Raw genomic sequence first — 11,686 nt, forward strand, 5'->3', positions numbered from 1 at the left:
GTCTTCCTCGCTCGCCGCTTCTCCGACGGCTCTCCCCTGCGCAACACCAGAGCAACGTACGACCCATCGAACACGTGTTCGCACCTGCCGGGTATGCTGGAGGTATGTCCGACCAGCAGCTTCCCGCGGATTGGCCGGCGAGTGTGCACCCGCCCGGCGCCGAGTCGTTCGGGCAGACCGCCGTGGTGTGGCTGTTCGACCAGGTGCCCGCCGACTACCGGTTGCACGGGGTCTTGCGGCGGCACCCTGTCGCCCTGTCACGGCTGGCGCGGATCCACGTCGAGTCCTGCCTCGAAGGCGCGCGGCGCGGCTACCGCACGGCCCGTGTCGAACTGCGCGACCACCTGCAGCCGCACGCCCTGGACCAGGTCATGAACGCCTACTTCGAGGAGGGCAAGCGCACCGCCGCGCTGCTGCGCCAGGTCGAGGCCGTGGACGCCGCGCTGCGTGCGCAGGCCTCCTCAGGCGGGGACGGCGGGAACGTGAGCAGTGGCGACGACGGGGAGGTCAGCCGCTGACCCGCACCACGACGGCCTCGTCCGGACCGGTGTTGACCAGCCACCGCCCGCCGCCGGAGCCCAGGGCCAGGGTGCGGCCGACGGGAACCTCGCGCAGGGCGCGCATCCGCCCGTCCGGCGAGGTGGAGACCAGGTGGGCACGCCCCGCGACCAGGCGCAGCACAGTGCCCGCGGCCTCCGGGGAGCCCTCCTCGGGCCCGGGGAGCACGGCGAAACCGTTCGGGTCCAGGGTCAGCGCGCTCACCTTCATCCGCCCGGCGGCGTGGCGCCGGGCCGGGCGCGGTGCCGGCTGCCATCGCCCGCGGCGCCGCGGCCACAGGGAAGGGCGGGACAGCGCCGCCGCGGCCGCCGAGGCGGCGGCGGCCAGGCGGCCCGGCGTGGCGGTCGAACGGGAGGACGCCAGGTGCGGATAGGCGGAGCGGCGCCCCGCGTCGACGATGTCGCCGATGCCGTCCGGGCGGACGGCATCGGAGCGTCGGCGGTCGGTGGCGGAACGCGTCGATTCGGGTACGGCGAGTGCGGAAGCGGTGGAGTTCGACACCGGAGTCGGATCCTCGGTCGTGCGAAGACGTGCGGAGAGGCGCTGCGGAGCAGCGGCGCGGGCTGCGGACGGCAGCCGGGAGACGCGGCGCTCGGCGAAGGAGCGGCGTTCAGCTCGCGAAAAAGGGTGCGCTCAGCGACACGAGGAGCGCGTACACGGCGACGGACACACGACGGCGGCCGCACGGCGGGAGGCCTCACGGGCCTGGCGGGCCATGACCGGTCGGGTCGCCTGGGTACGCGGATGCATGCGCACAAGGAGACCAACCTGCGGGAACGCTGTCAAGCGATCCGGCGGATCCGGCGTGTCGCGTGCGTCACGGGGATTTCGGCCGAATCCATTGCGGTGCCGGGGGGTCCGGTGGTGGCATGAGAGGCCCCGCGAGGCGGTACGTGCGAGGGGGCAGACGCGAGGCGACCGAAAGGTGCGGTGTCCGTTGGCGGACGGATCGTTGGCCCGCCTCCTGGTCCGGGCGGCGATCACGGCCGCGGCCGGGGTCATGGGCGCGGGGTTCCTGGGGTGGCGGGCCGGGCTGCTCGTGGCCGGCCTCACCGCGCTCAGCTACCTGATCACCGGGGCCGCCGCGCCGCTGCTCGGCCCGGCCTGGGCCCGCGGCCGGGTGCTGCGCGGCCTGCGGCGCCGCGGCTACCGCCTGGTGGCCGACCCCGTCGGGCGGGTGCTGGCGGCCGGGACCGGAGGGGTCTACCTGCTCGAGGCGCGGCACCGCCGCAACGCGGTGGCGCGCGGCGGCGGGGCGTGGACGATCGGCGGGCGCCCGGCCGAACGGGTGGTGGAGCGGCACGCCGCGGCCGCGGCCCGGGCCGCCCGTGACCTGGGCGCGCCGGAGGTGGTGCCGGTGCTGCTGGTCTCGGGGCGGCTGCCGGAGCCGGTGATGCGCGCCGGCGGTGCGGTGCTGGCGCGTCCGCGCGCGGCGCTGCGCTTCATCATCGAGCGGGAGGCCCTGGAGTACGGGCAGGAACAGGAACCGGAGGGGACAGAGGACTCGGCGGGCGTGTGCGGCGCAGAAGAGGTCGACGCCGATGCCGTCGCCGCCGAGGCACGGCGACTGTGGCGTCCGGTGCACGCGGTGCGGAGGCGGGACCGTCCGGAGGGTGCGGGAAAGTAGCGGAAATCAGGCCTTCGTGGCGTTTTTCGTCGAAAGCCTCCTCAATAGGGCGCCCGGACCGTACATTCAGGTCACATGATGGACCGGGACCTTGCCCTCGCCCTGAGATCCAGACGACCGTGCGCCTCCCGCGCCTACGCCCGGCTCTTCGATGCCTACGGAGAGGAGCTGTACCGGGCCTGCCGGGCCCTGCTGCGCGACCACGACTCCGCCCAGGCGGCCCTGCGCGACACCTTCATCGTCGCCGGGGCCCACGTCCACCGGCTCGCCGACGCCGGGCGGCTGCGCGAATGGCTGCTGGCCGTTGCGCTGGCCGAGTGCGAGCACCACCGGCGGCCGGGCGCGCCCCAGACCCCGCCGTACCCGGGGGACCCGCCCGAGGACCCGCCGCCGGGCCTGCGCCTGCGGGTGCTCAGCGGTGTCCTGGGGCCGGGCCTGGACGGGCACCGCGCCCACGTGGCCGACCGTGCCGACGCCTTCGACGACGACGGGTTCCCCGTGCCGCCCTCCCGGCGCAGGCGCCGACGGGCGCGCGCCGTTCTGCCGGGCCTGACCGTGGCCGTGTGCGCGGTCCTGCTGATGGTGCTGGCGGTCTACGTCGTCGCCCGCACCGAGCCCGAGCGCGTTCCCGCCTGGATGGGGGTGCCCTCGATGGCGCTCCCCCGGTGACGCCGCCCCTCCGACCCCCGACCCGACTCCGCCCTGTGACCCCGCGCTCCGCCCCCCGCGGCGGCCGCCCCGGGTCACCGGGGCCGGTCCGTCCGCGACCCGACGGCCCCGGAAAAGCGGCAGGGGCCCGTGCGCTCGGCGCATGGGCCCCTCGACGGGCTCCTCGGGCGGTCCGCTCAGGAAGCCTCGTCTTCGAGCTCGATGTGCGAGCGGTCCCCGTGGGCGCCCTTCTCCTCGGCGCGCGTCACCGAGGAGATGACCTCCTGCTCGGCCTCGTGGCGCCCGACCCACGTCGCGCCCTCGACCGACTTGCCCGGCTCCAGGTCCTTGTAGACCGTGAAGAAGTGCTCGATCTCCAGGCGCTCGTACTCGTTGACGTGGTGAATGTCACGGATGTGCTCCATGCGCGGGTCCGTGGCCGGCACGCACAGCAGCTTGTCGTCGCCCCCGGCCTCGTCGCGCATCCGGAACATGCCCACCACGCGGCAGCGGATCAGGCAGCCGGGAAAGGTCGGCTGCTTCAGCAGGACCAGGGCGTCCAGCGGGTCGCCGTCATCGCCCAGCGTCCCCTCGATGAAACCGTAGTCGGCGGGGTAACTCGTAGAGGTGAACAGCATGCGGTCGAGACGGATTCGACCCGTCTCGTGATCCATCTCATACTTGTTGCGCTCACCCTTGGGGATCTCGATGGTGACGTCGAATTTCATGCTGTTCTCGGCTTCCCTTACGACTAGTGTCGCTTGTCTGTAGCGGCGGTCATACGGCGGCGGTGCCAGGAGGAAGGCAGGTGTGCGGGGTGCGGACGGTGCGGTCCAGAGTGCTCCTGGCCATGGCCATGCTCAACATATTCGTGCTGGTGGCGGGCTTCGCCGCGGCGGATCTGATCGCGTCGCGCCCCCTGCCCGCGGTGCCCTATCCTGTCGCGCACGCACAGCAGGAGACGGCCGCCCACCTGCCCGGCGCCGACGCGGTCGACCCCGGCCGCCTGGCGGACCACCTCGATGATCCCATGTCCGACTCGGGGGTGGGTGAGGGACTCTCCGCTTATGTCGCGGACGCCGCCAGTGCGCAGGAGCTCTACGACCGGGACGGCGACCGCGGCGCGGTCCCCGCCTCCACCACCAAGATCGCCACCGCGCTCACCGTGCTGGATTCGCCCGGCCCCGACGCGCGCATCGCCACCGAGGCGGTCCTGGACGGCGAGCGGCTGGGGGTGGGGGNACGGACGCCGACCCCGGAGCCTACCCGCGCCCGGCCACCCTCGCGCTCCTGGCCGAGCGCACCGCGCGTGCCCTGGAGGACCAGGGCGTCGACGCGGTCGACCTGGGCTACGACGACTCCCTCTACCCCGGCTCGGCCACCGGTCCCGGCTGGAAGGACAACTACGTCTGGGAGGGCAGCGTCGCCCCGGTGCACGCGCTGATGATCGACGGCGGCCGCGAGGACGCCGGCGAGAAGTACGGCGACCGGGTCGACGACCCGCCGCGGACGGCAGCCGAGGCCTTCGCCGACCGGCTGCGCGACGAGGGCGTCGAGGTGCGCGGGGGGCCGGACCCGGCCACCGCCCCCGACGGCGCCGACCCCGCGGCCTCGGTCTCCTCCCCGCCCGTCTCGGCGCTGGTGGAGCAGATGCTGCTGCAGAGCGAGAACAACATCGCCGAGGCGCTGGCCCGCCAGGTGGCCCTCGCCGAGGGGGAGGACGCCTCGTTCGAGGGCGGTGCCCGCGCCATGACCGCGGTGCTGGAGCGCCTCGGCGTCGACGGGGTGCGGCTCTCCGACGCCAGCGGCCTGTCGGTGGACAACCGCATCTCGCCGCACGCCCTGGTGGAGATGCTGCTGGCCGCCGCCGACCCCGACCGGCCCGACCTGGGCTTCACCCTCAGCGGCCTGCCGACCGGCAACTTCAGCGGCACCCTCGCGGGTCGCTACGGCCCGTCGAGCCGGTCCGAGCAGGGGGCGGGCGTGGTGCGCGCCAAGACCGGAACGCTGAGCGGGGTGAGCACCCTGGCGGGGACGATCTACGACGCGGACGGCCGGCTGCTCGTGTTCGCCTTCATGGCGGACGGGGACTCGGCCTTGGCGTCGAACCTGGACCTCCTGGCGTCGACCGTCGCCACCTGCGGGTGCTCCTGACGCGCACCCCGTGCCCGTGCGCCCCTGAGGTGCCCGTCCGTCCCTCCGCGCCCCGCCCTTCCCCCCTCTCCCCGTAGAGGGCCTGAGGGGACGACCCTGAGGAAACCCGGAAAATCGGCGCGCACCCCCTTGGCCCGGGCCCCCGCGGGTACGGTGAGGGCGTGACTGTGATCGACTGGGACGTAGCCGTCAACACCGGGATCCGCCTCGTGCGCCCCGGCCCCCAGGTGGACATCGCCGACGCGCGCCAGGCCGTCTCCCAGCTCCGGGAGCTGTCCGAGGAGGCCCGCGGACACGTGCGCGAGTTCACCGGCATGGACCCCCTGGAACCGGCCGGACCGGCGGTCATCGTCGACCGCCCGGGATGGATCCGGGCCAACGTCGAAGGGTTCCGCAGCGTACTGGAACCCATGCTGGAGCGGGTCGGCGCCGAGCGCCTGGCCTCCGGAGCCGGCACGGCCGGCGCCCTGAGCACCGCCGTGGGCTCCCGGGTCACCGGGGCCCAGCTCGGCGCCGTGCTCGCCTACCTGGCCGGGCGGGTGCTCGGCCAGTACGAGCTCTTCCTGCCGCCCGACCCGGACGGCAACGCGCCCGCAGGCCGGCTGACCCTGGTGGCGCCCAACATCGTCCAGGCCGAGCGGGAGCTGGACGTGGACCCGCGCGACTTCCGGCTGTGGGTCTGCCTGCATGAGGAGACCCACCGCATGCAGTTCAGCTCCACCCCCTGGCTGCGCGGGTACGTCCAGGAGCAGATGCAGGACCTGCTGCTGTCCTCGGACATGGACGCGGCCGCCTTCCTCGACCGCCTGCGCGCCGCCGCCGAGGCGGTGGCCGAGGTCGTCCGGGGCGGTGAGGGCAGCCTCATCCAGGCCTTCCAGAACGAGGCCCAGGGCGAGGTGATGGACCGCATCACCGCGGTCATGACGCTGGCCGAGGGCCACGGCGACTACGTGATGGACGCGGTCGGGCCCGAGGTGGTGCCCTCCGTGGCCGAGATCCGCCGCCGCTTCCAGCGCCGCCGCGAGGGCGCCAACCGCATCGACCGCGTCATCCGCCAGCTGCTCGGCCTCGACCTGAAGATGAAGCAGTACGAGGAGGGCGCGGTCTTCGTGCGCAAGGTCGTCGCCCAGGTCGGCATGGAGGAGTTCAACAAGGTGTGGCGGTCGCCCGAGACGCTGCCCACCATGGCCGAGATCCGCGACCCCGAGTCCTGGATCGCGCGCGTCGCCGAGCCGGGCGCCCCGGCGCGGGAGGAGTGAGCGGGCCGCCCCCCGCGGTCGCCGAGGCCCGCCGCGCGGTCCGCCGCGCCCTGGCCGGGCTGGAGGAGGGTGCGCTCGTACTCGTGGCCTGCAGCGGAGGGGCGGACTCCCTGGCGCTGGCCGGGGCCGCGGCGTTCGCCGCGCCGCGCATGGGTCTGCGTGCCGGAGGGGTGACCGTCGACCACGGGCTTCAGGGCGGTTCCGGTGCACGGGCCGAGACGGTCGCCGCCGCCATGCGCGGCCTGGGCCTGGACCCCGTGGAGGTCGCCGCCGTCCGGGTGGGGAGCTCCGGCGGGCCCGAGGGGGCCGCGCGGGACGCGCGTTATACGGCTCTGGACGCCGCCGCCGATCGCACGGGCGCGGCGGCCGGTCTGCTCGGCCATACGGCGGACGACCAGGCGGAGACCGTTCTCCTGGGGCTGGCCCGGGGGTCGGGCGCGCGCTCCCTGTCCGGCATGGCCCCGCGTTCCGGCCGCTATGCGCGCCCGTTCCTGGGCATGGAGCGCGCGCGGGTGCGCCAGGCGTGCGCCGCCATGGGGCTGGAGCACTGGGAGGATCCGCACAACGCCGATCCGGCCTTCGCCCGCGCGCGCGTCCGCCACGCCGCGCTGCCGGCGCTGGAGAAGGAGATCGGCCCCGGCATCGCGCCGGCGCTCGCACGCACCGCCGACCTGCTCCGCGACGACGCCGACGCGCTGGACGACTGGGCCGCCGACGCCGCGCGCGCGGCCGACCTGGGCGGCGGCCGCCTGGACGTGCGCGCCCTGGAGCGCCTGCCGCGCGCGGTGCGCACGCGGGTGCTGCGGCGCGCCGCCCTGGCGGCGGGCAGCCCCGCCGGCGCGCTGACCGCGCGGCACGTGGCCGAGGTCGACCGCCTGGTCTCCGACTGGCGCGGTCAGGCCCGTGTCGACCTGCCCGGGGGCCTCAGCGCCCGGCGCGGGGGCGGCGCCTTGGAGTTCGGATGACTTCACCCGTTTATCCTGGTTGCGTTCCGAAGGACCGCGATCCGAGCAGCGAGGACGTACGAGCGTGGACGCCAAGGACATGGGTGACGCACTGGAGAAGGTGCTGGTCACCGAAGAGGAGATCAAGGCGCGGCTGAAGGGGCTGGCGTCCGAGATCGACGCCGACTACGCCGGCAAGGACCTGCTGCTCGTCGGGGTGCTGAAGGGCGCCGTGATGGTCATGGCCGACCTGGCGCGTGAGCTCTCGCACGAGGCGGAGATGGACTGGATGGCGGTCTCCTCCTACGGGGCCGGGACCACCTCCTCGGGGGTGGTCCGCATCCTGATGGACCTCGACGTCGACATCTCCGGGCGCAACGTCCTCATCGTCGAGGACGTCATCGACTCGGGGCTGACGCTGTCGTGGCTGGTGGGCAACCTGCGCTCGCGCGGGCCGGCCTCGGTGGAGGTGTGCACCATGGTCCGCAAGCCGCTCGCCTTCGACGTCGACCTGGACGTCAAGTACATCGGGTTCGACCTGCCGAACGAGTTCATCGTCGGCTACGGGCTCGACTATGCCGAGAAGTACCGCAACCTGCCCTTCATCGGCACGCTCGCCCCGCACGTCTACGAAGGCTAGCGGGGTGCGGGCCGGGGGGCCCGGGAACATCTCGGGGAGCGCAGGCGTTGCGCTCATGACGGCGCGTCGCAGCCGTGCGGTGGATCACGGGCGGGGTGTACCGTCGATCATCCCGGCATAGATATTGGGAATTACGTGTCCGATAGGTCCCGTTTCCGACCCGGTGCCCTTACGCCGTGTCGGGGCAGAGGCCGCCTGGTCAGGAGGGACGGACCCAGCGGGGTTCCGTATAGATGAATCTCAAGCGTTTGTACCGCGGGCCGTGGCTGTACATTCTGGCCATCGGCGTCATACTCTTCGCCGTCTTCAACTTCACCGGCCTGGGCGGCGGCTCCGGTCCGGAGAAGAAGGACACCTCGACGGTGCTGCAGCTCATCGAGAGCGGCGACATCGACAACGCCAAGCTCGTCGACAAAGAGCAGCGGGTCGAGATCACCACCGACGACGGCAAGGTCTACGAGGCCTACTGGGTCGGCGACCAGGGGCGGCAGATCGCCGACCGGTTCGCCGAGCTGGAACAGGAGGGCAGCCTCGACTCCTACGACGTCGAGGTGCCCCAGGAGAGCATCTGGACCGGGCTGCTCTTCAGCTTCCTGCCGCTGGTCATCATCATCGCCATCTTCCTGTTCATCATGAACCAGATGCAGGGCGGCGGCTCGCGGGTGATGAACTTCGGCAAGTCCAAGGCCAAGCTGATCAGCAAGGACACGCCCAAGAGCACCTTCGCCGACGTCGCCGGGGCGGACGAGGCGATCGAGGAGCTGCAGGAGATCAAGGAGTTCCTGCAGACCCCCGCCAAGTTCCAGTCGATGGGCGCCAAGATCCCCAAGGGCGTGCTGCTCTTCGGCCCGCCCGGCACCGGTAAGACCCTGCTGGCCCGCGCCGTGGCCGGCGAGGCCGGGGTGCCGTTCTACTCCATCTCCGGCTCCGACTTCGTCGAGATGTTCGTCGGCGTCGGCGCCTCCCGGGTGCGCGACCTGTTCGAGCAGGCCAAGGCGAACGCCCCGGCGATCATCTTCGTCGACGAGATCGACGCCGTGGGCCGCCACCGCGGCGCCGGCATGGGCGGCGGCCACGACGAGCGGGAGCAGACCCTCAACCAGATGCTGGTGGAGATGGACGGCTTCGACGTCAAGACCGGCGTCATCCTCATCGCCGCCACCAACCGCCCGGACATCCTCGACCCGGCGCTGCTGCGCCCGGGCCGCTTCGACCGGCAGATCGTCGTGGACCGGCCGGACATGGAGGGCCGCAAGGGCATCCTCAAGGTGCACGCCAAGGGCAAGCCCATGGCCGACGACGTCGACATGGACGTGGTCGCCCGCCGCACCCCCGGGATGACCGGTGCCGACCTGCAGAACGTGGTCAACGAGGGCGCCCTGCTCTCGGCCCGCGCCGGCAGGGACACCATCGACATGGCCACCCTGGAGGAGGCCATCGACCGCGTCATGGCCGGCCCCGAGCGCAAGACCCGGGTGATGAGCGACGCGGAGAAGAAGGTCATCGCCTACCACGAGGGCGGCCATGCCCTGGTGGGCCACGCGCTGCCCAACGCCGACCCGGTGCACAAGATCACCATCCTGCCGCGCGGCCGCGCGCTGGGCTACACCATGTCCCTGCCGACCGAGGACAAGTTCCTCACCTCGCGCTCGGAGATGATGGACCAGCTGGCCATGATGCTCGGCGGGCGCGCCGCCGAGGAGCTCGTGTTCCACGAGCCCACCACCGGCGCCGCCAACGACATCGACAAGGCCACCTCGCTGGCGCGCAACATGGTCACCGAGTACGGGATGAGCGAGCGGCTGGGCGCCCGCAAGTTCGGCTCCGGCAACACCGAGCCGTTCCTGGGCCGCGAGATGTCGCACGCCCGCGAGTACTCCGAGGAGATCGCCTCCCTCATCGACGAGGAGGTGCGCCGCCTCATCGAGTCCGCGCACGACGAGGCCTTCGAGGTGCTCGACGAGTACCGCGACGTCCTGGACGACCTGGTGCTGCACCTGCTCGACAAGGAGACCCTGTCCAAGGAGGAGGTCCTGCGGATCTTCGCCCCGGTGAACAAGCGCCCCTCGCGCGGGTCGTTCACCGGCTACGGCAAGCGCCAGCCGTCGGGCCGCCCGCCGGTCAAGACCTCCAAGGAGCTGGCCCTGCTCGGCCCCAAGGACGTCGAGGACCTGGTGTCCGGCAACGGCCAGGTCGGCTACACCGGCGGTGAGGCGCACGGCGACGGGCACGGCGCCGACCGCGGGGACGCGCGCGACGGCTCGGGCGAGGCCCCGGCCGACGGCGGTGAGCAGAGAGGGGACCGGGAGTGACCCTGCCCCAGGAGGCCGCCGGGCCGGAAGCGGGCCCCGAGGCGGGCATCGACCAGGCGAGGATCGAGAAGGCCGTCCGGGAGATCCTGCTCGCCATCGGCGAGGACCCCGACCGGGACGGGCTGCAGGAGACCCCGTCCCGGGTCGCCCGCGCCTACGCCGAGCAGTTCTCCGGGCTGCACCAGCGGCCCGGGGACGTGCTCACCACCGTGTTCGAGGCCCAGCACGAGGAGATGGTGCTGGTCAAGGACATCGAGCTGTACTCGACGTGCGAGCACCACCTGGTCCCCTTCTACGGCAGCGCCCACGTGGGCTACATCCCCAACTCCAAGGGGCAGATCACCGGGCTGTCCAAGCTGGCCCGGCTGGTCGACGTGTACGCGCGCCGGCCCCAGGTGCAGGAGCGGCTCACCACCCAGGTGGCCGACGCGGTGATGGAGTACCTGGACCCGCGCGGGGTGATCGTCGTGATCGAGGCCGAGCACCTGTGCATGACCATGCGCGGCGTGCGCAAGCCCGGGGCGAAGACCGTCACCTCCGCGGTGCGCGGCGACTTCCGGAACCGCGATCGCACACGGGCCGAGGCGATGAGTCTGATCCTGGGCCACCGCTGAGCCCGCTTCTCGTAGGGTGAGGGCATGGCGTCGACGCGATGTGAGCTCCCGGGGCTGCCCCGGCGGGAGCGCTGCCTGGTGATGGGGGTCGTCAACGTGACCCCCGACTCCTTCTCCGACGGCGGGCGGTGGTTCGACCACGGCCGCGCCGTCGAGCACGGCCTGCGGCTGGCCGAGGAGGGGGCCGACATCGTCGACGTCGGCGGCGAGTCCACCCGCCCGGGGGCCCCGCGGGTCTCGCTGGAGGAGGAGCTGCGGCGGGTCGTGCCCGTCGTGCGGGAACTCGCCCGGCAGGGGGTGGCGGTCAGCGTCGACACCATGCGCGCGCAGGTCGCCGACCACACCGTGCAGGCGGGCGCCCGGCTGGTCAACGACGTCAGCGGGGGCCTGGCCGACCCGTCCATGGCCCGGCTGGTCGCCAAGACGGGCGTGGCCTACGTCCTGATGCACTGGCGCGGCCACAGCCACGACATGCAGCGGCGCGCGGTCTACACCGACGTCGTCACCGAGGTCCACCAGGAACTGCGGACCCGCATGGAGGCGATGGCCGACGAGGGCGTGGACCCCGCGCAGCTCGTGCTCGACCCGGGGCTGGGCTTCGCCAAGAAGCCCGAACAGGCCCACAACTGGCAGCTCCTCGCGCACCTCGACCGCTTCGACGATCTGGGACGCCCATTGCTGATCGCCGGCTCACGCAAACGCTTCCTCGGCAGGCTCCTGTCCGACGCCGACGGCAACGACCGCCCGTTCTCCGAGTCCGACGACGCCACCCTGGCCCTGACCGTGCTCTCGGCCGCAGCCGGAGCCTGGTGCGTGCGCGTGCACGACGTGCGGCCCAGCGCCGACGCCGTGCGGGTGCAGGCCGCCTGGCGCACCGGCGGCGCCCTCCTGGACGACCAGGGCCGCGGCGAGCCGGTCGGCCGCGGCGGG

The 11,686-nt window shown here is 73.1% G+C and carries 11 protein-coding genes and 3 pseudogenes; 12 read left to right on the plus strand and 2 right to left on the minus strand.

Features of this window, described 5'->3' with window-relative positions:
- Positions 1-104 precede the first annotated feature (104 nt).
- Positions 105-518 carry a hypothetical protein gene (locus D450_RS29930; protein ID WP_017538611.1) on the plus strand — a complete coding sequence of 138 codons (414 nt, stop codon included), beginning with the start codon at positions 105-107 and terminating at the stop codon, positions 516-518.
- On the opposite strand, the gene D450_RS0110435 is transcribed toward D450_RS29930, so the two are convergent.
- The gene (locus tag D450_RS0110435; protein WP_017538612.1) at positions 508-1,059 is read right to left on the minus strand and encodes a hypothetical protein; all 552 of its coding nucleotides are present in this window, start codon (positions 1,057-1,059) and stop codon (positions 508-510) included. The genes D450_RS29930 and D450_RS0110435 overlap by 11 nt on opposite strands.
- Before the next feature lie 436 nt (positions 1,060-1,495).
- Here D450_RS0110435 and D450_RS0110440 point away from each other — a divergent pair, with 436 nt between their 5' ends.
- Complete coding sequence (locus D450_RS0110440; protein WP_241483114.1) at positions 1,496-2,185, plus strand: hypothetical protein; 690 nt, start codon at positions 1,496-1,498, stop codon at positions 2,183-2,185.
- 75 nt (positions 2,186-2,260) lie between these two features.
- Complete coding sequence (locus D450_RS0110445; RefSeq protein WP_017538614.1) at positions 2,261-2,854, plus strand: RNA polymerase sigma factor; 594 nt, start codon at positions 2,261-2,263, stop codon at positions 2,852-2,854.
- A gap of 176 nt (positions 2,855-3,030) precedes the next feature.
- On the opposite strand, the gene D450_RS0110450 is transcribed toward D450_RS0110445, so the two are convergent.
- Positions 3,031-3,561: an inorganic diphosphatase gene (locus tag D450_RS0110450; RefSeq protein ID WP_017538615.1), complete on the minus strand. Its 531-nt coding sequence runs from the start codon at positions 3,559-3,561 to the stop codon at positions 3,031-3,033.
- A 302-nt stretch (positions 3,562-3,863) separates the two neighbouring features.
- On the opposite strand from D450_RS0110450, the pseudogene D450_RS35735 reads away from it, so the two are divergent.
- The 9 genes and pseudogenes from D450_RS35735 to folP all read left to right on the plus strand — a co-directional run.
- Positions 3,864-3,995 (plus strand): annotated as a pseudogene (locus tag D450_RS35735) (D-alanyl-D-alanine carboxypeptidase); the annotation flags it as partial.
- 182 nt (positions 3,996-4,177) lie between these two features.
- A pseudogene (locus tag D450_RS35740) lies at positions 4,178-4,234 on the plus strand (hypothetical protein); the annotation flags it as partial.
- Between the two features lie 30 nt (positions 4,235-4,264).
- Positions 4,265-4,987, plus strand: coding sequence for a D-alanyl-D-alanine carboxypeptidase/D-alanyl-D-alanine endopeptidase (dacB, locus tag D450_RS34595; protein ID WP_241483115.1), 723 nt, complete (start codon positions 4,265-4,267; stop codon positions 4,985-4,987).
- Positions 4,988-5,154: 167 nt separating this feature from the next.
- A complete protein-coding gene (locus tag D450_RS0110460) occupies positions 5,155-6,246 on the plus strand; it encodes a zinc-dependent metalloprotease (RefSeq protein ID WP_017538616.1) in 1,092 nt (363 codons plus the stop codon).
- A complete protein-coding gene (gene tilS, locus D450_RS0110465) occupies positions 6,243-7,211 on the plus strand; it encodes a tRNA lysidine(34) synthetase TilS (RefSeq protein WP_017538617.1) in 969 nt (322 codons plus the stop codon). Before D450_RS0110460 ends, tilS begins: the two co-directional genes overlap by 4 nt.
- Before the next feature lie 64 nt (positions 7,212-7,275).
- On the plus strand, positions 7,276-7,830 hold the full coding sequence (gene hpt, locus D450_RS0110470) for a hypoxanthine phosphoribosyltransferase (protein WP_017538618.1): 555 nt from the start codon (positions 7,276-7,278) through the stop codon (positions 7,828-7,830).
- Positions 7,831-8,063: 233 nt separating this feature from the next.
- A complete protein-coding gene (gene ftsH, locus D450_RS0110475) occupies positions 8,064-10,142 on the plus strand; it encodes an ATP-dependent zinc metalloprotease FtsH (protein WP_026128475.1) in 2,079 nt (692 codons plus the stop codon).
- Positions 10,139-10,756 carry a GTP cyclohydrolase I FolE gene (gene folE, locus D450_RS0110480; RefSeq protein ID WP_017538620.1) on the plus strand — a complete coding sequence of 206 codons (618 nt, stop codon included), beginning with the start codon at positions 10,139-10,141 and terminating at the stop codon, positions 10,754-10,756. Before ftsH ends, folE begins: the two co-directional genes overlap by 4 nt.
- A gap of 24 nt (positions 10,757-10,780) precedes the next feature.
- Positions 10,781-11,686: pseudogene (gene folP, locus D450_RS29940) on the plus strand (dihydropteroate synthase); the annotation flags it as partial.

It is taken from the genome of Nocardiopsis halophila DSM 44494 (assembly GCF_000341245.1).
GTDB lineage: Bacteria > Actinomycetota > Actinomycetes > Streptosporangiales > Streptosporangiaceae > Nocardiopsis_A > Nocardiopsis_A halophila.

Coding starts and splice junctions, on each gene's coding strand:
- D450_RS29930 (WP_017538611.1), top strand. CDS start 105: ATGTCCGACCAGCAGCTTCCCGCGGATTGGCCGGCGAGTGTGCACCCG.
- D450_RS0110445 (WP_017538614.1), top strand. CDS start 2,261: ATGATGGACCGGGACCTTGCCCTCGCCCTGAGATCCAGACGACCGTGC.
- D450_RS0110450 (WP_017538615.1), bottom strand. CDS start 3,561: ATGAAATTCGACGTCACCATCGAGATCCCCAAGGGTGAGCGCAACAAG.
- ftsH (WP_026128475.1), top strand. CDS start 8,064: ATGAATCTCAAGCGTTTGTACCGCGGGCCGTGGCTGTACATTCTGGCC.